The sequence below is a fragment of the Paenibacillus sanguinis 2301083 = DSM 16941 genome (genome assembly GCF_000374825.1).
GTDB classification, from domain to species: domain Bacteria; phylum Bacillota; class Bacilli; order Paenibacillales; family Paenibacillaceae; genus Fontibacillus; species Fontibacillus sanguinis.
This window is the reverse complement of sequence record NZ_KB895388.1, coordinates 13159-37689: the sequence shown is the minus strand read 5'-3', so window position 1 is coordinate 37689 and position 24531 is coordinate 13159. Positions and strand designations below refer to the sequence as shown.

The window sequence follows — 24531 nt, the reverse complement described above, 5'->3', positions numbered from 1 at the left end:
GCTCACGTACCCAATACGTACGCTGCGCTACTCAGTCCCTAGCTTCATGCAACCTTCTCGGGCCTGGGCGATTGTCACACTCTTTCCGAGGAAGGCATAAGATACTCTATACATCGTGACAAACCACACGGAGCCCGGAAGCAGGGAATAGATGGCATCCATAACTGGATGTCTGGCTATTTTTCGCCATTCAAGTCAAGGAGGTTTTACGATGCAGCAGTGGATATCGAAATTGGCCCGGCTGGAGGTCGGAGAGATTTTACCCGACGAGCCGATGTCAAAACATACAACATGGAAAATTGGCGGTCCGGCAGACGCGATGATTATTCCCCAAAATGTCCGGCAGTTGCAGGAATTGATTCGGCTGCTACATGAAGAGCAAATCCCGTGGATGACGGTGGGCAAAGGCTCTAATATGCTGGTGTCCGACAAGGGGATTCGCGGTTGTGTCATTCGGCTTGGCACGGATCTGGAGAGCATCGCGATTGATGGTGCGGCAATCTCTGCTGGAGGCGGAGCCTCGTTCGTCCGGTTAAGTGTGATGGCGGGCAAGGCGGGGTTAACGGGTCTGGAATTTGCCGGGGGCATTCCGGGTACGGTTGGCGGTGCCGTCTATATGAATGCAGGAGCTCATGGGTCGGATGTGTCACGAATATTCAATTCCGCTGACATTGTTCTGGAGACAGGTGAATTGGTAACTTATACCGCAAACGACATGATGTTTGCCTACCGGCATTCCATCTTGCATGAACAGCGCGGCATCGTGGCTGAGGCCCGGTTTTCGCTCGCTGCCGGCGACAGGTTGGAGATTGCGGCAGCCATGGCGACGTACAAGGACCGGCGGCGTAAAACACAGCCGCTCACCCAGCCGTGCTGCGGCAGCGTCTTTCGCAATCCGCAGGGCGATCATGCAGCAAGGCTTATCGAAGCGGCGGGACTCAAGGGAATGAAGGTTGGCGGAGCCGAAGTATCTACGCTGCATGCCAATTTCATCGTCAATACCGGGCAAGCGACAGCAGAGGACGTTCTTGCGCTCATGGAGAAAATCAAGGCCGTGGTTGCCGATCAGTCCGGCGTAGCCCTGGTGCCGGAGGTTTTCTACGTGGGTGAACGGTAAACTCGGAGGTGATACATTGGACAAATTGGTGATTGAAGGCGGGAGACCCCTCTCAGGAACCATTCGTATCCATGGAGCGAAAAATGCTGCACTGCCGATTCTGGCGGCTAGTCTGCTGGCGGAAGGCAAAGTACAACTTCGAAATGTCCCCCGTCTGCTCGATATTGATGTCATGCTGGGCATTCTAGGCCGTCTGGGCTGCAGGACCGTCCACTTGGGGGAAACGGTAACCGTGGATACGGGGAGTGCGGATTCCAGCCATGTGCCGGAGGACTTGATGAAGCAGATGCGCTCATCCATCTTCCTGATGGGGCCTTTACTAGCCAGGTTTGGAGAGGCTTGCATTTATCAGCCTGGAGGCTGCGCGATCGGGGAGCGCAAAATTGATTTGCACTTGAAGGGGCTGGAGGCTCTCGGTGCCAAGATTGAGGAATATGATCAACAGATCTGGTGCAGAGCAAGCAAGCTGGTTGGCAGCGATATCCATCTGGATTTTCCGAGTGTGGGTGCTACGGAGAACATTATGATGGCAGCGGCACTGGCCGAAGGCACCACGATTCTGACTAACGCGGCCCGTGAGCCAGAGATTCAGGATTTGCAGAACTTTCTTAACGCGATGGGCGCAAGCATTATGGGGGCAGGTACGGATACGATCACGATCCGCGGTGTGAAGCGTCTTTATCCTTGCGATTATGAAGTCATTCCCGATCGTATCGTTGCCGGAACGGCCCTGCTGGCTGTGGCGGCGACACGTGGCAGTGTTACACTGACCCATTGCAATCCAGCCCATCTGACCTCGCTTTTGCACGTGCTCAAGCGGTCCGGTGTTCAAATCGGAGCTTCCGATGATATAATAACGATAAGCAGTGCAGGCCGTCCCAAGGCGGTGGAGCGAATCGTCACTTCGCCCTATCCTTCTTTTCCTACTGATCTACAATCCCAGGTGATGGTGCTGCTGTCTTTATCAGACGGACTTAGCGTTATGAAAGAAACGGTGTTTGAAGGCAGATTCAAGCATGTTGATGAACTTGTTCGCATGGGAGCCGATATTTCGGTAGACTTGAACTCTGCGTTTATCCGCGGGGTGCCCAGGCTTTACGGGGCTACCGTAGAAGCAACCGACCTGCGAGCCGGAGCGGCATTGGTCATCGCTGGCCTGGCGGCACAAGGCAAGACGGTCGTCGAACAGGTTCACCATATTGATCGCGGTTATGATCGGATTGAACATATGTTCCAGCGGCTTGGAGGCGCGGTGCATCGCGAAGCTCCTGCATTAAAGCTGGACCTTGCCTAGATGGTATGATGCATGGAGACCATGCCTTGGCCTGATCAGGGTCCCCTCCTTATGGAGGGGATACAGGGCTTTGTAATACTTATTCAGAAAGATGCGGAGAAATGACATGTCAAAAGCTAATGTTCCAGTGTTGAAAACGCCGGTACCGAAGAGGAGAGGCGGCCGGAAAATCAAGATCATTCTCATGCTGTTGTTCATTTCCTTGCTGTGCGTCCTGTTCTTCCGCTCGTCCTTAAGCAAAATATCAGTTATTACATTTGAAGGCAACGAGTATATAATGAACGAGGAGTTGCTGTTGGCCAGCGGGATCGAGGTCGGGTCCCCGTTCTTTGCCGTCAGCTCCGAGCAGGTAGCTCGAAGACTGGAAGAGATTCCTGCCGTGCAGCAGGCTACGGTAAACAAGTCGTTTCCTGGCAATGTGAAGGTGCTCATCGAGGAATATCCGATTGCAGCCTACAAGCTGACTGCGGATGGCGCGTTGCAAGGGCTGCTGGCCAATGGGACAAGGATCGAGCTTAATGGTTCCATGCCTGTGGACAAGCCTTTATTGACGGGCTGGGAAGCAGATGAGGAGACCTTGGCCAAGCTGTGCCTTACGCTCTCGCAGATTTCGGATGAGCTTACGGCGGACATCTCCGAGATCGTGCCTTCGCCAACCTTGTCTTACCCGGACCGGATCAAGATGTACACCAGATCGCGATTCGAGATCATTTCTGCGGTGTCGCTTCTGGCCAAAAAGGCTGGATATATGAACGAGATTTTGCAGGCTCAGGACCCTGGAAGACTCACGATGCTGGACGCGGATTCCTATGTTCCGTATGAATCCCTGGAGAACGGCAATGACGGGGAAAATGATACTACTCATGAGTGAAAAACAATGTTAAAATACGTTTTATGGGCAGCTTGCCGAGCTCCCTCTTTTTTCTTCCTATTTTGCTTGCAAGGCAAGAGTTGGATTTCATAGGTTTCAGGTACTTCATGCCTAGTTCTATGTAAAAGTTGGAAGCCAAAAAATTTGTAGAAAAAAGAGGGAAAGATTAAATGGCGTTGAATATGTAGAGAGTGAATCCAACACGGCAAGTCATTTTGATTGGGAAATAGGAGGTGCCAGGGGCTTGAGTAACAATGACATCATTGTTAGTTTGGACATCGGTACATCCAAAGTTCGTGCTATTATTGGGGAAATTAATCATGGAACCTTTAATATTATTGGGGTTGGGTCTGCCGACTCGGAAGGTATTCGAAAAGGTGCGATTGTAGATATTGACCAGACGGTGCAATCGATTCGCAGTGCTGTGGATCATGCGGAACGGATGGTAGGTATTCAAATATCGGAAGTATATGTCGGCATTTCGGGAAATCATATCGGACTCCAAACGAGCCACGGGGTTGTAGCCGTACAAAATGAAGACCGGGAAATTGGTGAGGAGGATATCGACCGCGTACTTAAAGCGGCCGAAGTCATCGCCTTGCCGCCGGAACGTGAAATAATCGATGTAGTAGCAAAACAATATGTAGTGGACGGGCTCGAGGGGATATCTGATCCTCGCGGGATGATCGGGGTTCGTCTGGAGGTTGAGGCGACCATCATTACCGGTGCTAAGACGGCGATTCACAATCTGCTTCGCTGCGTGGAGAAGTCCGGCTTGAAGGTAAAGGATCTCGTATTGTTGTCGCTGGGCTCCGGCCAGCTGGCTTTGTCCAAGGATGAGAAGACCATGGGCTCCGTGCTTGTGGATATTGGCGCAGGCTCTACAACGATCGCTGTATTTGAAAGCGGCACGATCGTATCGACATCCACGCTTCCGATTGGGGGAGAATTTATAACAAACGACATTGCCTACGGTCTCCGGACGTTAACGGATCAGGCGGAGAAGGCCAAGCTGAAATATGGCTGTGCTTCGATTGAGGATGCGGCGGCGGACGTCACCTTCAAGGTAACGCGTATCGGCAGCAATGTGGACAAGGAGTTTACGCAAGAGGATTTGGCTGCGATCGCGGAACCACGCGTGCAGGAAATTTTTCAATTGATTTATCAGGAAGTCAAGCGTCTTGGCTACGCAGAGCAGCCTGGCGGGTTTATACTCACCGGGGGGACGGCTTCTATGCCGGGATTGCTTAAGATTGCCCAGGAAGAGCTATCTGCATCCGTACGGGTGGCGGTTCCTGATTACATTGGGGTTCGCGATCCTGCATATACAGGCGGGGTAGGCATCCTCTACAAGGTGATCAAGAATATTCACGTGCGTAACAACACGGGCAGTCCTAAGAAGGCGGCCAACCGGGCCAAGCCTTCCGGCTCGCAGGAAGCTGCACGGAATAAGACAGGCCTGATGGAGCGGCTAAAGAATATATTCAGCGAGTTCATATAGTTGGTTCAGGGATAATAAACGGGCCATCCATGCACATTGAGGGGGAGATGGAAGAGTATGTTGGAATTTGATTTTGAAATGGAGAGCTTGGCTCAAATCAAGGTTATCGGAGTTGGCGGCGGCGGAAGCAACGCTGTGAACCGGATGATCGAGAATGGTGTGCAAGGCGTAGAATTCATCACGGTGAATACAGATGCGCAAGCACTGCATCTGGCCAAATCCGAGCATAAATTGCAGATCGGAGACAAGCTTACGCGCGGCCTTGGAGCTGGAGCAAATCCGGAGGTAGGCAAGAAAGCGGCGGAGGAATCCCGTGAGCTGATTGCCAATACGTTGAAGGGTGCGGATATGGTGTTCGTTACCGCTGGTATGGGTGGCGGCACCGGTACGGGGGCTGCGCCAGTCATCGCTGAAATTGCCAGAGAGTGTGGCGCGCTGACGGTTGGTGTAGTAACCAGACCGTTTACGTTTGAAGGACGCAAGCGTTCTTCCCAAGCTGTGCTTGGCATTGAAGCGTTGAAGGAAAAAGTAGACACGCTTATCGTTATTCCGAACGATCGCTTGCTTGAGATTGTAGACAAGAAGACACCGATGCTGGAAGCATTCCGTGAAGCAGATAATGTATTGCGTCAGGCGGTACAAGGTATTTCCGATCTGATCGCCGTACCTGGCTTGATCAACTTGGACTTCGCCGACGTAAAGACGATCATGACAGAACGCGGATCGGCTCTGATGGGAATTGGACTGGCTACTGGTGAGAATCGCGCGGCCGAAGCGGCACGCAAGGCGATTATGAGCCCACTGCTGGAGACTTCCATCGAAGGTGCCCGTGGTGTGATCATGAATATTACCGGTGGGGCGAACCTGTCGTTGTATGAGGTCAATGAGGCGGCTGAGATCGTGATTGCTGCTTCCGATCCGGAAGTGAACATGATATTTGGTGCCATCATTGATGAAGATATGAAGGAAGAGATTAAGGTAACGGTCATTGCGACAGGGTTTGAGCACAAGGATGTCTCTCATCTGACTCGCAAACCGACAGCTACGGCTCCGGGCGCACCAGGTGCTTCGGGGACTCCAAGCATATCGGAGTCTCAAGAGAACCGTCAGGCTCCGTCGCTGAGACCGTTTGGGAACTCATCTAATAGTGATCAATTGGATATTCCGACATTTCTTCGCAATCGTTCCCGGAATAATAATGAATAGATAGAAATACTGTTTCGTCTTCCCCAAGACCTTGGCCCCCGGTGGGCTAAGGTCTTTTTTGCGATTAGTCATCCCCTCATGCTCTTTTCAGTAGAGGACGGCCTGACTGGCTCTCTGAACCTCCTATTCTCCCAAATTTCTCCTCGACAAAATTAGTGGGTTTTTGCTTGCAATTTTAGACAGACTTTATAAATGTTTCTCTTTATACTGATAAGCATCTCCCCAGGCAGGTGAATGCCGTTGATAGTCTATATCGATCTTATATTCGCTATGAATCTAGCCATAGATGCTTGCTTATTGCTGGCTACGGCATGGCTGCGCAAGCAGAGGGTTATTCTCTGGCGCGTCATTCTCTCGGCTGTGGTGGGAGCTTTATATGTGTTGATGATGTTTTTACCGGAACTGGATTTTATGTTTACTTTTCTGGTGAAGTTTCTTTTCTCTGTCGTCATGCTGTGGGTCGCGTTTGGATTTGGAGGCTTACAAAATTATTTAAGGAATATGGGCGCGTTCTATATGATTAACTTTGTGGCCGCCGGTGGAATTTTGGGTATTCACTATTTGCTACAGGATAGCGGAGAGGTCTGGAGCGGGATCTGGTATTCGGCTTCCGGAGGCCTTGGCTTCTCGCTGCAAATCCGGACAGTCTTCATGCTGGTGTGCTTCTTTATTGTATTGCTGTGGTTCCGGAGGGTTATGCTCGCCAGGCAAAGGCAGGAAAGGATCGATACCTTTCTGGCGGAAGTAGAGGTGCATCTAGAGGGGACGGTGGTCGCTTGCACAGGTCTGATCGATACGGGCAACCAGTTGTCCGATCCGCTAAGTGGCTTACCGGTCATGGTGATGGAGGCGTCGTTGTGGGAAGAGGTTCTGCCTTCTGCCTATCAGGGAAAGCTGGCTCATGAGCAGGCGGACAACCTCATTCTGGAATGGTCAGAGGCAGGGGCCTTTCCTTGGCCTCATCGGCTGCGTCTGGTTCCTTACCGGGGCGTGAACAGAAATGCCCAATTCATGCTGGCGCTCAAGCCGGATGAGGTGACAGTACGTCTGGATGGGTCAGTGTATCGATCCACGCGCGTATTGGTGGGTTGGGATGGCGGCCGTCTATCGGCAGAAGGCGCTTATCGGGCGATTATTCATCCGGCTCTGATTGAAACGGTGGAAGCAGGCGAGACCAACGATTCAATGCTGAATGCCGTTAGCAAAACGGGAACGTAATATGGGAGGACAGAGGATATGCGTGTAAAGTGGAAAATGATGCTGCAACTTCAATACTACCGCTTACTGTTTCTTTTGGGGCTAAAAAGTGAAGAGATTTATTATATTGGCGGAAGTGAAGCACTGCCGCCCCCACTGACGCGCGAAGAGGAGGAATATTTGCTTCAGCGGCTTCCGGGAGGGGATTCCAGCATTCGGGCGATGTTGATCGAGCGTAATCTGCGCTTGGTCGTTTACATTGCCCGCAAGTTCGAGAACACAGGTATCAATATCGAGGATCTGGTGTCTATTGGAGCCATTGGTCTAATCAAGGCGGTGAATACCTTTGACCCGGAGAAAAAGATCAAGCTGGCCACCTATGCTTCTCGTTGCATTGAAAATGAAATTCTGATGTACCTGCGGCGTAATAGCAAAATCCGGAGCGAAGTCTCTTTTGACGAACCGCTCAATATTGACTGGGATGGCAATGAACTGCTGCTGTCAGACGTGCTTGGCACAGAGAATGATACGATTTATCGTAATATCGAGGAGCAGGTGGACCGTAAGCTCTTGCACAAGGCGTTGGACAAATTAACCGAGCGGGAGCGGATGATTATGGAGCTGCGATTCGGCCTTGTGGATGGGGATGAGAAGACGCAAAAAGATGTAGCCGATCTGCTGGGCATTTCACAATCTTACATTTCCAGACTGGAAAAGCGAATCATTAAGCGCCTGCGCAAGGAGTTCAACAAGATGGTGTAGCGAATTCCTGAAGCGGAATAAAAATACAGTCCCGGGAGATACTGATCAATAGTTTCTCCTTGGGAGGTAAAGACACGATGACCCGAAATAAAGTAGAAATTTGCGGTGTAGATACCGCCAAGTTACCCGTACTAACCAATGCGGAGATGCGAGAGCTGTTCCGCTCCTTGCAGCAGGACCACGTAAGATCAGCCAGAGAAAAGCTTGTGAATGGCAACTTGAGACTCGTGCTGAGTGTTATTCAGCGATTCAACAATCGCGGGGAATATGTGGACGACCTGTTCCAGGTTGGTTGTATCGGACTCATGAAAGCCATCGATAATTTTGATTTATCACAAAACGTGAAATTCTCTACCTATGCGGTGCCGATGATCATCGGGGAAATCCGCCGATACTTGCGGGATAATAACCCGATCCGGGTATCCCGCAGTCTGCGTGACATCGCTTATAAGGCTTTGCAAATGCGGGATAGCTTAACCAACCGCAATTCACGCGAGCCTACAATCTTTGAAATTTCCGAGGCGCTGGGGCTGCCTAAGGAAGACGTCGTATTTGCCTTGGACGCCATCCAGGACCCCGTCTCCTTGTTTGAACCGATCTATCATGATGGAGGTGACCCCATCTACGTCATGGATCAAATTAGCGATGACAGGAACAAGGATGTCTCCTGGATTGAGGAAATCGCACTTCGCGAAGCAATGCAGCGATTAGGCAAACGGGAGAAGATGATTTTGTCCATGCGCTTTTTTGAGGGAAAGACACAGATGGAGGTGGCCGACGAAATCGGCATCTCCCAGGCTCAGGTCTCCCGGCTTGAGAAGTCCGCCATTTTACAAATGCAGAAGCATGTGAAATAGTTTTGCCCAGCCCATACGCGGGTCCCTTAAAGAGGTCCACGGGTATGGGCAGTTTTTTTGTTATTGAAATTATAGGCCACTATTGATTATGATGTTATAAGGTCTAAATAAATCAAGAGTAGGTAGATTATGAGTCTAAATGACAATATACTGATTAAAATTCGTGAAATGTGGGACAGCTTGACTCCGGTTGAACGGCTGGTTGGCGATTATATTCTGGAGAATACTGAAGAGATTCCCCATCTTTCCATCAAGGAGCTGGCGCAATTAAGTAAGACAAGCGATGCCTCGGTGCTGCGCTTCTGCAAAACGATGGGTTATAGCGGCTATCGCAACTTCATCGTGAGTATCTCTGCATCCCTGGGCTCCCGAGATGAGGAGGCAAGAGAGCAGTATACTGACATTCAACCCGGGGATGATCTTTCAACCATTATTTCAAATGTCTCCTTGAATAATTGCAAGTCGATTGAGGATACGCTGAGTGTGATCGACCGTAAGGAGATTGCCCGAGCCGTTGGACTGCTATGTCAGAGCAAGCGTATCGTTTTCTTCGGAATCGGCGCCTCTGGTCTGGTATGTATGGATGGAGAACAGAAATTTTCGCGAATCAGCAAGATATGTCATGCTTATACCGATGGGCACAGCCAGCTCACAGCAGCTACCCTGCTGGAGAAGGAAGATGTTGCTATTTTTATTTCCAATTCGGGCGCTACCAGTGATATTCTTGATGCTCTGGAAATCGTACAGAGAAACGGTGTTCAATGTATCGCTATTACCAAATACAACAAGAGTGAGCTGGCGGAACGGGCGGATATTGTGTTAAGCATATCAACGCCTGAAATCACAATTCGCAGCGGTGCTATGGGTTCGCGTATCGCCATGCTTACGGTGATTGATATATTGTTTGCGGGGGTAGCTAGTGCGGAATATGAGTCAGTCAAAACCTATTTGACCAAGACCCACAATATTTTAAAGAGGAAGCAACGAGATTAATCACCTTCAGCAGCACATAAGGATAAAGCTAGGTACTGATTCTGAATCAGTGCTTTTTTTCTATGCTTAAAAAGAAACACAAAAAGCGTAGATTCATATCTATGTCAGGTTTTCTACTAAAAAATCGGTGGTTTTAGCCATGCACTTTAGGGTTTGTGCAATGAAAATCCACCGTTGAGTGTTACATGGCTGGGCATGAGAAGGGAGTGTGAGGGGCAAGCGTTTGATGGTGAGAGTAGGGATGCAGGGCGAGCATCAGCATGCTGTTTGCGACTTAAGTACTGTTAAATCAGTATTGTAAGCGCTTCATAAATGTGTTATAACAGAAGGTGTAATATTTGAATTAAAAAAACAAAAAAATATTTTTTTGTGAAATTTAATTTCAAAATCTATTGACGACATCTTTTGGATGGTTTACTATTAAAAACATAAAACCTGTTAGAAAATATAACGTATTATGTTATTTACGTGTTAGATAAACAGAAAAGGAGGGTGGAAAATGAATAACTACCTTGCGGGATTGACCACAGAGGCAGTGAACCCGGATACATTAATGATCGATGAATGTAATACGGAGGAGATGGTTCAGTTGATCAATCAACAGGATGCCCTGGTCCCGGCTGCTATAGCTGAAGAAATTCCGCAAATTTCAAAAGCCGTAGACATTCTATACCACAAATTATCCACTGGTGGCCGCATGTATTATATAGGGGCGGGCACTTCGGGGAGATTGGGCGTTTTGGACGCATCGGAATGTCCTCCCACCTTTGGCACAGACCCCTCGCTGGTTCAGGGATATATCGCGGGCGGGGACACAGCCTTGCGCACTGCGGTCGAGGGCTGTGAAGATGATGCGGCTGCTGGAAGCGATTTGATTGAGCGTATCGGTGTCACAGACAAGGATGTAGTGATCGGAATTTCAGCAAGCGGCAGTGCGAATTATGTCATTGGCGCTTTGGTAAAAGCTAGGCATTATGGGGCAGCTACTATCGGTGTCTGTAACAATAAGGATTCAAAGTTTGAGCCTCTTGTTGATGTTTGTATCGCACCTGTGGTTGGACCTGAGGTAATCAGCGGCTCCACCCGGTTAAAGGCAGGGACGGCGCAGAAGCTGGTGCTTAATATGCTGACGACTTGTACTATGGTCAAGTTGGGTAAAACGTACAATAATTTGATGATTGATCTGAAGGCTAGCAATAACAAGCTGGTAGAACGCTCCATTCGCATGATTGTGAATATTACCGGTGTAGACGCGCGAACCGCTGGACAAATGCTGGAGAAGGCCGGGATGAACTGCAAGCTGGCAATCATGATGATCAAGACCGATCTCGAGGCACCAGAAGCGGAGCGCGTGCTTGCGGCCCACGGAGGACGGTTGAAGCCAGCGATTGCTTCGCTGGTGTAAAGGTAAAGGAAGCCGGTCGGTTCATTGGCTGGTCTTAAATGTGGAAGCAGGAAAATATTATAAGCTATAGGGAGGCTGGTATCGATGCTAAAAAGAACACGGGTATTCATTTTATTATTGTCGTCCATCATGCTGCTGTCGTTATTGTCCGCATGTGGCGGGAATGGAAGCAAGTCGGCGGATAACGGAGCGGGGAGTGGCGGGAACGGCGAATCGGGGCCGCAAAAGGATACGATTACGGCGTTGCTGCCTCCGGTCTCTGCGAACTATCAGGCACGGTTTGCCGTTATGGAAAAGGAATTCAATGAGCTGTATCCCAACCTAACATTGAAAATCGAGCCTGCCAGCTGGGAGGATATGACGCAGAAGCTGGATACTCAGGTGAATGCGGGCTCACCTCCGGATATAGCCTGGGTGGGTTCGACGGGCATTTCCAAATATGCATCCTTAGGCGTTCTGCTTGACCTTAATCCAGTGTTATCGGACGAGGTTAAGGCGGATTATGATGAGGTGGCCATGAAGCATTTCCAGCTGGGCGAAGCGCAATACGGGTTGCCTGCCTATTTGGCCATTCACTCGATCGGCGGCAACAAGCAATTTCTGGAGGAAGCGGGTGTTGACTGGCGAAATGTTCAGCAAAATGGCTGGACCTATGAAGAATTCCGCGATGCCATTAAGCGTGGGGTGGTCAAAAATGATAAAGGGGAGACCACCCGGTATGGCTTTGTGTTTGCCACCTCCGGCGTTACCTCAAAAGACTATTTAAGCATTATGGCCAAATCAGCCGGCCTGCCTGACTATTTTGATGAAAATCTGAAATTCTCTTATACCAGCAAGAAGTTCCTGGGGTTGCTTACCGCTCTTCGGGAGATGATCGAAGATGGCTCTATGCCTAAAGAGCTCAGCTCTATCGATGCGGGCAAGCGTTGGAATATGTTCCTGACCGGGCAAACGATGATTACGGGCAAGGGTCTTGTCAGCTTTGAGAACTCTGCCCGCTTGAATAATGAGAAGCTTCAAGCCAACGATGGCTCCGCCGTGGCTGATTCGATTGAAGCCGAGTATATCGCCTTGCCTGTGCCTAGCTTCAACGGAGCGGAGTATATTCCGACGGCGGTAGTCGATGGCTATATTGCACTTCGCGGCAAAAAGGAGCCTTCCGAGGAGCATATCAAAAATATCGGTCTTGCCATCAGCTTTCTGTCCTCCGGCTCCATTGCCGCGAATTACAGCAATGAGCTGTTCCTGACTCCAATTACTGAATCGGCCCGTAATTCGGCTGTCCTTGAGGAATATCCGCGTAATGAGGATAATCAGAAGGCTGACCAGATGATGATGTCCAAGGCAGTGCCGGCACGTACGGATATTCCGACGGATCTGGCTGCGGAAGCCATCAAGATTGAGACTGAAGTCATCGTGCCTAAATTGCAGGCCTTGCTTGCCAACGAGATTACTCCTGAACAAATGTATGATGCTGTGAAGACAGCTGCTATCAAGTCCTTTGGCGAAGATGGCATTGTAACTGATTAAAGGCTTCTAGGTGGGAAGGGGAGCTCTTGTCGCATAGCTTCCCTTTCAGATCAGCCTTAGGAATGCAAGTGGCATGTTTTGGGAAGAGGGGTGCGATCTAGTGAATGATACATTAATAAAAAGAAAAAGATTAAAGCTTGAAAGCGACTCGGGCTGGGGATATGCCTTTATCGCCGTGGCCCTGATTGCCTTTTCTTTGTTCACGGCTTATCCAGTGATTAACGCATTTATTATCAGCTTGCAGGAATATGCCCCGTTAGGGTCCACTTATGTTGGGCTGGAGAACTTTGTCAACACCTTTCAGGACGGTTTGTTCTGGAAAGCGCTAAAAAATACGCTCGTCTACACGCTTCTAACGGTTCCGATGAATATTTTACTCTCCTTCGTTATTGCTATTCTGATCCTTCCTTTCAAGAAGAAAACGCAAACGATCTTCAAGGCCATTTATTATTTGCCGGCTGTCGCTTCGGGCGTTGCGCTTTCAGTAGTATGGCTGTGGATCTTTGATCCGCTCAAATCAGGTATTGCCAACCAGGTTGTGAGCTTTTTTGGAGTGGAGAATCAAAACTGGCTTGGCTCCAGCGCCACTGCGATGCTCTCGCTTGTGATCATGTCCTGGCTATCGAGTCATGGTACGGCTATTATTATTTACCTGGCGGCGCTGCTGGGGATTGACAACAGTTATTATGAAGCCGCAGAAATCGATGGGGCTACCTTTTTTCAAAAGCTGTGGTTCATTGTTATTCCCTTCCTCAAGCCAACGACATTATTCCTGCTAGTCACCGGCGTAATTGGTTCCTTCCAGGTATTTCAAAATGCTTATCTGATGACAGGTGGTGGCCCGGATCACGCAACTACCATGGTGGGGCTGTTAATTTTCAATAATGCATTTACCTATTTTGAATTTGGCGAGGCTGCTGCGCAATCCTTATTACTTGCCCTGATTATTGCCTTTATCTCATTCCTGCAATTCAAGTTCTTGGGCAATGACGTAGAATACTAGGAGAGGAGCAGAGTACGATGGGGTTATACAACAATAGCATAAAGAGCAAAAGGATTCTGTTCGCTCGTAATGGTACTATTACTACGTTCCTGATTCTGTTTGCGTTAGCCACCCTATTTCCTATTTATTTCATGACCATTTCTTCCTTTGGCGACCCGGTGGAAGCCGGAGCGATGAGCTATTCTATTTTCCCTTCGAAAATATCGTTTGAGTCCTATAAATTCTTTTTTGAATTCAGCCCTCATTCCTGGGACTGGCTGTTAAATTCTTTCGTTGTAGCCGTATCGGTGACAATATCCAATGTCTTTTTTGCGACGCTGGCCGGATATGCTTTTGCCAAAATGAAGTTTAAGGGGAAAAATGTGCTGTTTGCGATTTTGCTGGGATCGATGATGATTCCCGGGCAGGTCACCCAGGTTCCCTTATACATTCTAATCGTTAATATCTTTAACCTCCAAAATACGTATACCGCGTTGATTATGCCGAGCCTGGTCACCGTATATAATATCTTTCTGGTGAAGCAGTTCATGTCCTCGATTCCGGTAGAGATTATTGAGGCTGCAAAAATTGAAGGCTGCTCACAGCCGAAGATCTTCTGGCATATCATTATGCCGCTGTCCAAAACCGTTATGGCTGTCCTGGCTATCCTGACGTTTATGAGCGCTTGGAACGACTTCTTCTGGCCCTTCCTGGTCACCAATACGATGGAGATGCAGACCATTCAGGTAGGGCTGAAAAATTTCAGATTTGCCAATACCACGTATTTCGCGCCGATGATGGCGGGGGCGACGATTTCCGCAGTTCCGATGTTCATCTTGTTCTTCAGTCTGCAAAAGTATTTCCTGGAAGGAGTCACTGTTGGGGCGGTGAAGGGCTGATGGGTATTCATGAAAGGTCGGCGTGTCCCGCTTATCTGGTCGGTCTGATGTCGGGAACCTCGGTAGACGGCATAGATGCCGCCATTGTTGAATTCTGGTCTTCGGCTACAGAGGAGCAGCCCGTCAAGGCTGAACTGCTGGCTTTTGAAACGATCCCTTATCCCAAACGAATCAAGCAAGGGTTATTTGATTTGTTTGATCCTGCTCAAGCTACGATTGATAAAGTGGGAGCTATGAATATGCAGCTTGGTGAGCTGTATGCCCAAGCGGCTTTAACCGTTATAGGGCAAAGCGGCCTTTCCCCTTCCCAGGTGCTGGCTATAGGCTCCCACGGACAAACGCTGTATCATGCGCCGGAGAAGAAGAGCAAAGATGGCTACTCGCTGCGCTGCACGGTGCAGATTGGCGAGGGGGCGGTCATTGCCAGCCGTACGGGAATTCCGTGCGTATCGGACTTTCGGGTTGCCGATCTGGCGATGGGCGGGCAGGGGGCGCCGTTAGTCCCGTTCACTGATTATTTATTATTCACTGATCCCCGGCGAACTCGGCTACTGCAAAACATCGGGGGGATCGGAAATGTGACGGTGCTTCCCGCTCATGCTTCGCCGGAGCAGGTATTTGCTTTTGACACCGGCCCGGGCAATATGATTATCGATGGACTGGTATCGCAATGTTATGCGCCGCTAACTATGGATGTAGGCGGGGTGATTGCTGCGAGTGGACAGGTGATACCCGAGCTGCTGGAGTGGATGAAACAGGATGAATACTACAGGCTGCCATTGCCCAAATCGACGGGTAGAGAACGCTTTGGCAGCGAGTATGTGTCAGGGATCCTGGATGTAATGGAGGAAAAGGGCTGGATTCCGCAGGATGTCATCGCTACGGCCACGCATTTGACGGCCTGGAGCATTGCAGACAGCTATGAGCGATATGTCCGGCCGCGGTATGAGGCTCAGCAATTGCTGGTGGGCGGTGGGGGCAGCTACAATCCTACCCTGTTGCATGCCTTGCGTAGCCAGCTTGCCCCTCATCCAATCGAGGTGCTGACGATGGAGGAGATCGGTGCCAATAGCGAGGCCAAGGAAGCGATTGCCTTTGCCCTGCTGGCCTATTATACGATGAATCGCTTGCCCAACACGATTCCGGGCGCTACGGGTGCTGCTTCGCCCGTCATTATGGGCAAGGTGTCGTATCCCCTTCCCGGATAATTTATGGAGGCTATAGCATATGGAGATCAGACCTTTTTCAGCGGCAGATATCGCCGAGGTCGTCAAGCTCTGGAACCGCGAAGCGACCAAATATGATTACAAGCCGATGGATGAGCGGCAGTTCTCCGAGACCTTTCTTCATCATCCATATTACGATGCCCAGGCGATCTGGGTGGGCTATGAAGCGACGGAGATCGTTGGGTTTGCGGCAGGCTGTATTGGCGATGACCTTCCTTTAGGTGAGATGACGGGCTATATTACAAGCGTTATCATTGACCGGAGTGTAGCGGCTATCGAGCTTTATGATGCCTTCGTATCTTTGCTGGAGACCAGATTCCGGGAGCGGGGGAAAAAGCAGGCTGATATTTTATTCTTCAACCCAGTCAGGCTGAAATGGAGCATTCCAGGGACACCGGGGCATGAACATAATAATGCGCCGGGCATTGGCAAGGAGCAGCCGCTATATGGTGCACTACTGGCCAGAGGTTATGAGGACCGGGCGACGCAATGCGGCATGTACTTGCAGCTGGGCGACTTTGTTATCCCACAGGATCTGCTGGCCAAGGAAGTCAAGGCAGGAGAAAAGGGATACAGTATCACTACCTATGACCCGACCAGGCATACTGGGCTAAAGAACACGCTTGTTGCCTTGCAAAACTCGCAGTGGGAGCAGGAAGTTGTGGCCTATGCCCGAGATGGCGCTGCTCTGATTGTGGCGATTCATGGCAGCGAGGTGGTTGGCTTTGCCGGGCCGATTATTGTGGAACCAAGTGGCCGGGCGTTCTTCAGCGGGATTGGCGTACATCCCGGGAGCGAAGGGCATGGCCTGGGCAGCGTGTTGTTCTTCCGCATGGTTGAGGCCTTTCAGCAGGCGGGCTGCCGCTATATCACGCTGTTCACAGGAAGTCAAAATCCGGCGTTGCGAATTTATGAAAAGGCTGGTTTTGCCACGGTCAAAACATTTTCTATATTGCGGAGGGAACTGAATCATGGGTGAAAAGATCACTGTATTAGCGGTAGGAGCGCATGTAGGAGACGTAGAGCTGGCCTCCGGAGGCGTGCTGGCCAGCCACAGCCTGAAGGGAGACCATATTGTGACGTTGGCGCTAACGGCAGGAGAGCGGGGCGTACCAGCGGGACAGGACTGGCAGGAGTATCGTCAGCAAAAGGTGCGGGAAGCCCATGCTTTTGCGGAGATGCTGGACGGAGAAGCGATTGTATTTGATGGTTATTGTGATGGAGAGCTGCCTGACCATCAGCAGATCCGGCTGGAGGTCTGTGATGTAATTCGGCGCGTCAAACCTCAAGTCATTATTACGCACTGGAAGAACAGTATGCACAAGGACCACGCTCTAACGCACTATATCGTCAACGATGCTCGCTTCTTTGCCAGTTTGGGCTCTCTTGAGCGTGAACTGCCCGCACACTTTGCGCCCAAGCTGCTTTATTCAGAGAATTGGGAGGATGCGGTGGATTATGTTCCTTATCTTTATGTAGACTTTAACCAGGCCGCCTTCGATCTATGGATAGCAGCGCTTGACAAGCATTGGTTCGTTACGAATAGCAAGTCCTTCAAATATATGGACTATTATAAGGCGCTGGCTGTCGTTCGTGGCTGTGAGGCTAGAAAGGCTTACGCCGAGGCCTTTATGGTCCCTCCCGAGACGATGAAAATCAAGCAGTCTGCACTCTGACAATCCGTGATCTGAACAGGAGGTGTCTTATCCACAATGGTGTTGAGCGGCGTTGATTCCATTACAAAATATCGCGAATGGTTTGCAGGTAAAAGAGTAGGATTAATTACGGCACCTACAGGCCTTGCCCGAAATTTTGAACCTACCATTTCCATCGTGCGCGAGCATTTTAATCTGACCGCGATGTTTGCACCCGAGCATGGCATACGTGGAGAACTGGATGCGGGAGCGCTGGTGGAAAGTTATATCGATCCTGTGACGAAGGTTCCGGTCTATAGCTTGTACCGCAAAGACTCCAAACGGCTGACAAAGCAGATGCTGGATCAGGTAGATATCGTCATTTACGATATCCAGGATATCGGAGTGCGCTATTATACTTTTATTTATACTATGCTGTATGCCCTTGAAGATTGCGCTGCGGCAGGTGTGGAGTTTGTAGTTCTGGATCGGGTCAATCCGCTGAACGGGATAGGCATTGAAGGAAATCTGGTCAAGCCGGGCTTCAAATCATTTGTTGGCAATTATGAATTCCCGGTTCGTTACGGACTGACCGCCGGCGAGGTGGCTATGATGGCCAATGATCAGATGAAATGGGGGGCCGAGCTTCATGTCGTGCCTCTGGAAGGCTGGCAGCGCACCATGTCCCTGCCGGATACCGGGTTGACCTGGGTGCATCCTTCAATGGGCATCCCCCGTTATGAGACGGCGCTGTTGTATGTCGGCACTTGCTTGTTCGAGGGCACCAATTGCTCTGAAGGGCGTGGTACAACCTTTCCGTTTGAGATGATTGGCGCTCCCTTTATTCAGGCGGAAGCTCTTGCTAAGGAGATGAACGCCAGGGGGCTACCCGGGGTTCGCTTCCGTCCGGTTCATTTCAAGCCAACCGCCTCCAAGCATCAAGGGAAGCTGTGCGGCGGCGTGCAGATCTATATTACCGATATTCATGCCTTGAAGCCACTTGAGGTAGGGGTGCACCTGTTGTTTGCAATCAGGGATCGGTTTGAGGAATTTTGCTTCTTGCCACCGATGAAGGAGGGCTCGCGTCCATTTATCGATCTGCTGGGCGGAGACAGCGTATATCGTACCGAGAACATCCAGGCCAAGCCGTTGCTGGAGCAGTTTGCCGAGGAGAGTGGGCAATTTGCCAGAACGAAGCAGGCTTATCATTTATACCGCTAGCAGCGAGGGGGAAGGTAAGCGTATGGAGAGAACGCTAGAGCAAATGTGCCTCAAGGAGAAGATTGGTCAGATGTTCGTGGTCGGCTTCCATGATACCGAGCTGACGGCGGAGTATAAGGAACTGGTGAAGCAGGACAAGGTAGGCAATGTTATCTTGTTCTCGCACAATATTGAGCATAAAAGGCAGCTCGGCAAACTTACTGCCGAATTGCAGAGATGTTTCTTGGAGCATACAGGTATCCCGGGCTTTGTGACGATTGATCAGGAAGGGGGCCGGGTAACCCGGCTGCCCAGGGATGCGACCCATGTCCCCGGGGCCATGGCCATCGCTTCCTCGGGACGGCCGGAAAATGCTTATGCGGCGGGCAGAATAACCGCCAGAGAACTGATGGCGCTGGGCATTAACTTCAACCTTGCTCCGGTGATGGATGTGAACAGCAATGCGCTGAATCCTGTGATCAATGTCCGCTCCTATGGCGAGGATGTGGATACGGTAGCGACCTATGGCGTCCAAATGATGAGAGGGCTGATGGACGAAGGGGTGATGTCCTGCTTGAAGCATTTTCCCGGCCATGGGGATACAGAGGTAGACTCCCACCTCGGCTTGCCGATCATCGGCAAATCTCTGGAGGAATTGGAACGGCTTGAGCTGCTGCCTTTCCAGGCAGGGATAGCCCGGGGGGCGGAAGCCATCATGATCGCTCATATTCTGTTCCCGCAAATTGAGCCTGCGGGTGTTCCGGGTACGATGTCTCGTCAGATCGTGACCGGTCTGTTGAAGGAGCGGCTGGGTTTTACAGGACTGGTGCTGTCGGACTGCCTGGAGATGGAGGCGATCAAGCATTATTATGGTACGGCCCAGGGCGCTCTGGGGGCGATCCAGGCCGGGGTGGAGCTGGTATTCGTCAGTCATACGCCGGCGACCGCACGCGAGGCGATGCGCTTGATTGAAGAAGCGGTGGCAACGGGAGAGCTGGATGAAGCGGTTATTGATGCGGCAGTGGCGAAGATCTTAAAGTATAAAGCGAAATATGCGGGCATACAAAAGCCGGATGAGGAGGTCGTGGGCAGCGAGCAGCATCGCCGCGCCAATGAGCTGATGCGGCTGGAGACGATTAGCCTTGTCCGCGGAGAAATCCAGCCTGTTGCGGTCGGTAGTAAGCACGCGCTTTTTGTTGGCCCGGCAGCTTACCGTACCGATTTGGCCTCCAGCGCGGTGGATGGTAGCTATGGGTTCGCTCCCTATATGGGGCAGTACTTTCAGACCAAATATGAGACAATCGCCATTGACCTCGATGAGCAGCAGGTGTCTGCGGTGCTGCGCCGGGCTGTGGGCTGCCAGCAAGTAATTATGGGCTTGTTTAATGCCCGGGAGCATCCGGGCCAGCTTAACCTTGCCCGACAACTATTGAAGACTGGATGTCATGTCACAGTTATCGCCCTTGGACAGCCTTATGATTTGGGTATAATTGAGGGGGATTTGTGTGCGCTGGCCGCCTTTGATTATTCCCCGGAGACATTTCGCGCCTTGGCTGTCATGTTGAGCGGCCAGGCTACGCCAATGGCCAGGATTAAGATTCGGCTCTAGTCAACGGGTCAATCAAGATAAATGAAGGGGATGCCAGCTTATGACCTATCTCGTTGGAGTGGATGGAGGCGGGACCAAAACGGCGGTAATCATCGCCAGCGACAAGGGAGAAGAGCTCACGCGGTTTACAGTGGGACCTATCAATTATAATGGCGGTGACCCTGATTCTATCTCCGCCTCCTTTACGGAGATGTTTCGCCAAATTACGTTGTATTGCGGCCATTTGCAGCTAGTGGACCATCTTTGTATAGGAGCCGCTGGAATAAGCAATCCATCTGTCCGCAGTTTGCTGGAGCAGCAGGCAAGGGACTGTGGTTATGCTGGACCGCTTACGATTACCGGTGACCAGGAGACCGCTTTGTACGGAGCGCAAAACAGACTGCAGGGCATTATTCTGATTGCCGGTACAGGCTCCATTTGTTTTGGCGTTAACGAACAGGGACAGCAGCATCGCACCGGTGGCTTTGGTCACCTGATTGATGATGAAGGCAGCGGGTACAGCATTGGGCGTTATCTCCTTGCTTTGCTGGTGCAGTCTGCAGATGGCAGAATCAAGGATACCGTTGTTCCTGAACTGGTTTATCAGCAGCTGGGGATGACTACGGTACAGGAGGTTATCGGCTTTGTGTACGATAAGGGAACAACAAAGAAGGATATTGCCCGGCTAGCGCCGATTCTGACGACGGCATGCGAGCAGGGGGATGCACAGGCGCTAAGGCTGGCGGAACAAAGTGCAGCCAGTTTGTATGAGCTGATTGTCCCCGTCATCGAGCGGCTGGCGCTGGGGGAAAGTCCTATTGCCATGGCTGGGAGCGTCTTGCAGAAGTCCCGGTTTGTCCAGGAAGGGCTGGAACGTAGGCTGGCGCTAGGCTATCCGCAAACCCGGCTGATGATGCCGGTCAAGGATGCGGCCTACGGCGCTGTAATATTGGCAAAATTCAAATTGTGGGGAAAGTAGGTTTCACAATGTCTGAAGTGTTCAAATGATTAACGGCTGATTGCTTCTTCGGGGAGTCCGGTCAGCTGTTAACAACCCCATAGTCTAAAACGCTATTATTCATTATGATAGGGAGAACAGATGATGGGGGAGAATTAACATGAATTATTGTATAGGTGAGTTTTCTTCACTGCTGGGGATATCCAGAGATACGCTGAGATTATACGAGAAGCATGATATCGTTAAACCGATGAAGGACGAGCATAACAATTACCGTTACTTTAGCGATTTGGATGCCAGAGATATGCTCATGAGCCGGTGGTACCGCAGCCTGCAGATTCCTTTACAGGACGTAGCTCAGTTGATCAAGGAATCTCCTATGGAGAAGATTCTTGCTAGCGTCGAGCAGAGTAGAAACCAGCTAGCTGAGGATATTCGTCGAAGCACTATGCTGCTGGGCAAGCTTGATGAATTGGCCAAGGAAATCCAAGACATCGAAGGAAGCCTTTGGCAATGTAAGCTGAAGGCAAGACCTGGATTATATCGGATTCAACAGACCGATAAAAATAACTTGCTGGATACCAAGGGCATCGAGGAGGTTATCAATACATTAATGGAATGGCTGCCTTATACGTTCTATTGCTTTTGTATTGAGCGGGAGACCTTCATTTCGGAATCCTTTAGCCTGGATTATGGGTGGGGCCTGACCATCTCTGAGGAGGATGTAAAGTTACTGAATATTGAGCTTGAAAAGAGGATGCTGGAATATATTCCACCTTCCGCATGCTTGTCTGCGGTTATTCTGTCACCCAGCCAGGAGCATTTTACGAAGGACATTCTCCAATTCATGATTGATGCTCTGGAAGAGCAAGAGCTCACCGTGGCTGGTGATGTGACTGGCAGATTGATGTTCACTGAGAAGCGGGATGGAGTCAAGCGCTCTTATCTTGAGATATTGATTCCTGTGAATCAGGTTAGTGATGATCTTGGTTGAACATTCTATTGACCTTGGTGTTAGACCAAGGTTTATGCTTTGAACAGAAGCCAAGCTTTATCTGAATACATGTGAAAATAATCACATTTTGGGGCTTCAATAAGCAATAGGGGGAGAAAGGCCATGCACAGCAAAGGGATGACCAAGGTGCTTTTGCTTACATTCTGCATGATACTGATCGTATCTGCGCTTAGCGGATGTATGGGCAGCAAGCAAGGCGAAGGGAACTCTGGTTCCTCAGCAGCGTCTTCATTCAAGGCAGGAACCTATATGGGGGAAGCAGAGGGTAAAGACGGTACAATCAAAGTAGAAGTTACCATGGAAAAAGCTGATGAAATCAAGGATATCCAGATCGTAAGCCAAACAGAAACGGAAGGACTGGGGGATTCTGCTCTAAATAAGATGAAGGAGCAAATTTTATCCCATCAAACACTGGTCGTGGATGCTGTCAGTGGAGCCAGCTTGTCAAGTCAAGCATTGCTTAGCGCGGTGGAGGATGCCGTGAAGAAAGCGGGCGGCGATTTGACTGCCTTGAAGAGTGAGGGCGTCAAGAAGGCGGGCGAAGGCAAAACGGAGCAACTGCAGGCCGACGTTGTTGTCGTTGGTGCAGGCGCTTCCGGCGTATCCGCAGCGGTTACTGCGGCGGACAAAGGAGCCAAGGTAATCATCATCGAGAAGACAGCCGTTATAGGTGGTGCCAGCAACCTGTCTTGGGCGGGTAAATTCTACAATTCCTCCGCCGCGGTAGAAGGTGGTTTGAAGGTTAATGTGGAGAAGGAAATTGCCGATTGGATCGTGAACAACCACTGGCGGGTGGACGCAGCCAGCCTGCGTCAATATGTAACCAAATCAGGAGATACTTACGATTGGCTGAAGAGCAAGGGGTATGTCACCTCGTTCAAGAATGTTGGCGGAGAACAGCTTCATGTGCTGCCCGCTTATGAGACTCGCGAAGAAACGCTTCGCAAGATGCTGGCCAGCTCTGTGGAGCAAGGTGGGGGACAGGTCATTACGGAAACCACTGCCAAGAAGCTCATCACAAATGCTGATGGTGTGGTAACTGGCGTCGTTGCAGAGAAAGCGGATGGAACAACCCTGGAAATTTCAGCCAAGAGCGTTGTGATGGCGACGGGGGGATATGCCGGCAATAAGGAAATGGTCAAGGAAGCCTTTGGTTTTGAAGGTGTTAACGGCGGACTTGGTCAAAATATTGGCGAAGGCCTGAAAATGGCCTGGGAAGCGGGCGCTAAAGTTCCGGATAATTTCGGCGGACAAATGCTGCACCAAACGTTGGCAAGAGCAACAAGCAATTTGAAGAAAGAGTATCCATCGTTTGAAGCAAGCTATCCGATGATGCTCAGCTACTTGCCGACATTGATGAATGTGGGCCCATCCGGCGCCCGTTTTAGAGACGAAACGGCGACCTTGACAGCGGTAGCTGCGGCGAATACCAGCGCCTTCAATGGACCTTATCATCTGGTCATTGTTTCACAGTCTCAGCTAAAGGCGCTGGAGAGTCAGGGGATGAATGGCGTTAAAGCACCACGTCTGCCGGGAATGCCTCCTGAGTTCTATGCTGATTTTGCGGATCAATTTAAATTGGACACTCCATGGAAGAATGTAGTGAATGTGTTCGAGACGATGGTCAAGAACGGGGACGGCTACAAGGGCAACACTATAGAAGAACTGGCTCAAAATGCTGGTATGGATGCGGAAGTATTCAAGAATGCATTCGAGCAATATGCAAAAGCTACACAAACCGGGGTAGACAGCGAATTTGGCAAGTCCAAGGAATACCTGCAACCTATGGGCGAAGGACCTTACTATGCAGTGATTGCCGAAATCAATAACCTGGGGTCTGTCGGCGGCTTGCTGGTGAACACCAAATTCCAGGTGCTGAATGATAAGCGGATACCGGTCAAAGGCCTTTATGCAGTAGGTTTGGAGTCTGAAGGTGTATTGTTTAACGATACTTATGTAGGCAACGGTGTAGGTATTGGTTATTCCTTTACATCCGGGCGTCTTGGCGGCGAGAGTGCGGCTGCCGATGCTTTAGGCAAGTAGCATTAAAGTGTTAGAAGGAACAGGATAAAGAGGAGCTGTGCCTGATCGGAATGTATTCCGTCAGGCGTGGCTCTTTTTTTGCGTCCTTCTGGGTTTAGAAGATAACAGGCCAATTCTGAGCATGATGTTTCTCATGCTTCGAAGTGTGGTGAACAATACAGGGCCTACGGGCGATATGGGCTTACACTCGCTGTTTCAGCTCCATATCGGCCTTCTGGCAACTTATTCACCACGCTTTTAGACGTATGTACGC

General features: G+C 50.4%; 21 protein-coding genes. All 21 read left to right on the top strand.

From position 1 onward, the window contains the following. Positions 1–211: 211 nt before the first annotated feature. Positions 212–1117, top strand: coding sequence for a UDP-N-acetylmuramate dehydrogenase (murB, locus tag C557_RS0117870; RefSeq protein WP_018753251.1), 906 nt, complete (start codon positions 212–214; stop codon positions 1115–1117). Positions 1118–1133: 16 nt separating this feature from the next. After that, positions 1134–2411 carry a UDP-N-acetylglucosamine 1-carboxyvinyltransferase gene (gene murA / locus C557_RS0117865; RefSeq protein ID WP_018753250.1) on the top strand — a complete coding sequence of 426 codons (1278 nt, stop codon included), beginning with the start codon at positions 1134–1136 and terminating at the stop codon, positions 2409–2411. Positions 2412–2517: 106 nt separating this feature from the next. Then, complete coding sequence (locus tag C557_RS0117855; RefSeq protein WP_018753248.1) at positions 2518–3282, top strand: cell division protein FtsQ/DivIB; 765 nt, start codon at positions 2518–2520, stop codon at positions 3280–3282. A 244-nt stretch (positions 3283–3526) separates the two neighbouring features. Then, complete coding sequence (gene ftsA, locus C557_RS0117850) at positions 3527–4783, top strand: cell division protein FtsA (RefSeq protein WP_018753247.1); 1257 nt, start codon at positions 3527–3529, stop codon at positions 4781–4783. A gap of 57 nt (positions 4784–4840) precedes the next feature. Beyond that, positions 4841–5989 carry a cell division protein FtsZ gene (gene ftsZ / locus C557_RS0117845; RefSeq protein WP_018753246.1) on the top strand — a complete coding sequence of 383 codons (1149 nt, stop codon included), beginning with the start codon at positions 4841–4843 and terminating at the stop codon, positions 5987–5989. 240 nt (positions 5990–6229) lie between these two features. Then, entirely contained in the window at positions 6230–7207 is a 978-nt protein-coding gene (gene spoIIGA / locus C557_RS0117840) for a sigma-E processing peptidase SpoIIGA (protein ID WP_018753245.1), read from the top strand. An 18-nt stretch (positions 7208–7225) separates the two neighbouring features. Further along, a complete protein-coding gene (gene sigE / locus C557_RS0117835) occupies positions 7226–7948 on the top strand; it encodes an RNA polymerase sporulation sigma factor SigE (protein ID WP_018753244.1) in 723 nt (240 codons plus the stop codon). 77 nt (positions 7949–8025) lie between these two features. Further along, complete coding sequence (gene sigG / locus C557_RS0117830) at positions 8026–8805, top strand: RNA polymerase sporulation sigma factor SigG (protein WP_018753243.1); 780 nt, start codon at positions 8026–8028, stop codon at positions 8803–8805. Positions 8806–8934: 129 nt separating this feature from the next. After that, the gene (locus tag C557_RS0117825) at positions 8935–9798 is read left to right on the top strand and encodes a MurR/RpiR family transcriptional regulator (RefSeq protein ID WP_018753242.1); all 864 of its coding nucleotides are present in this window, start codon (positions 8935–8937) and stop codon (positions 9796–9798) included. Positions 9799–10297: 499 nt separating this feature from the next. Further along, a complete protein-coding gene (murQ, locus tag C557_RS0117820) occupies positions 10298–11203 on the top strand; it encodes an N-acetylmuramic acid 6-phosphate etherase (RefSeq protein WP_018753241.1) in 906 nt (301 codons plus the stop codon). 84 nt (positions 11204–11287) lie between these two features. Further along, on the top strand, positions 11288–12733 hold the full coding sequence (locus tag C557_RS0117815; protein ID WP_018753240.1) for an ABC transporter substrate-binding protein: 1446 nt from the start codon (positions 11288–11290) through the stop codon (positions 12731–12733). Between the two features lie 73 nt (positions 12734–12806). After that, positions 12807–13736, top strand: coding sequence for a carbohydrate ABC transporter permease (locus C557_RS0117810; RefSeq protein ID WP_018753239.1), 930 nt, complete (start codon positions 12807–12809; stop codon positions 13734–13736). A gap of 17 nt (positions 13737–13753) precedes the next feature. Beyond that, a complete protein-coding gene (locus C557_RS0117805; RefSeq protein ID WP_018753238.1) occupies positions 13754–14614 on the top strand; it encodes a carbohydrate ABC transporter permease in 861 nt (286 codons plus the stop codon). Continuing rightward, positions 14614–15822 (top strand): anhydro-N-acetylmuramic acid kinase, encoded by a 1209-nt coding sequence (locus tag C557_RS0117800; RefSeq protein WP_018753237.1) that lies wholly within the window; start codon positions 14614–14616, stop codon positions 15820–15822. The genes C557_RS0117805 and C557_RS0117800 overlap by 1 nt, the downstream gene beginning before the upstream one ends. 19 nt (positions 15823–15841) lie before the next feature. Continuing rightward, the gene (locus C557_RS0117795; RefSeq protein ID WP_018753236.1) at positions 15842–16819 is read left to right on the top strand and encodes a GNAT family N-acetyltransferase; all 978 of its coding nucleotides are present in this window, start codon (positions 15842–15844) and stop codon (positions 16817–16819) included. Then, positions 16812–17516, top strand: a complete 705-nt coding sequence (locus C557_RS0117790; protein ID WP_018753235.1) for a PIG-L family deacetylase — start codon at positions 16812–16814, stop codon at positions 17514–17516. The genes C557_RS0117795 and C557_RS0117790 overlap by 8 nt, the downstream gene beginning before the upstream one ends. 36 nt (positions 17517–17552) lie before the next feature. Continuing rightward, positions 17553–18695, top strand: a complete 1143-nt coding sequence (locus tag C557_RS0117785; RefSeq protein WP_018753234.1) for an exo-beta-N-acetylmuramidase NamZ family protein — start codon at positions 17553–17555, stop codon at positions 18693–18695. Between the two features lie 22 nt (positions 18696–18717). Then, on the top strand, positions 18718–20283 hold the full coding sequence (nagZ, locus tag C557_RS0117780) for a beta-N-acetylhexosaminidase (protein ID WP_018753233.1): 1566 nt from the start codon (positions 18718–18720) through the stop codon (positions 20281–20283). Between the two features lie 40 nt (positions 20284–20323). Continuing rightward, complete coding sequence (locus C557_RS0117775) at positions 20324–21241, top strand: N-acetylglucosamine kinase (protein ID WP_018753232.1); 918 nt, start codon at positions 20324–20326, stop codon at positions 21239–21241. A gap of 139 nt (positions 21242–21380) precedes the next feature. Further along, the gene (locus tag C557_RS0117770) at positions 21381–22214 is read left to right on the top strand and encodes a MerR family transcriptional regulator (RefSeq protein ID WP_018753231.1); all 834 of its coding nucleotides are present in this window, start codon (positions 21381–21383) and stop codon (positions 22212–22214) included. Between the two features lie 123 nt (positions 22215–22337). Continuing rightward, a complete protein-coding gene (locus tag C557_RS0117765) occupies positions 22338–24278 on the top strand; it encodes an FAD-dependent oxidoreductase (RefSeq protein WP_018753230.1) in 1941 nt (646 codons plus the stop codon). Positions 24279–24531: the final 253 nt, after the last annotated feature.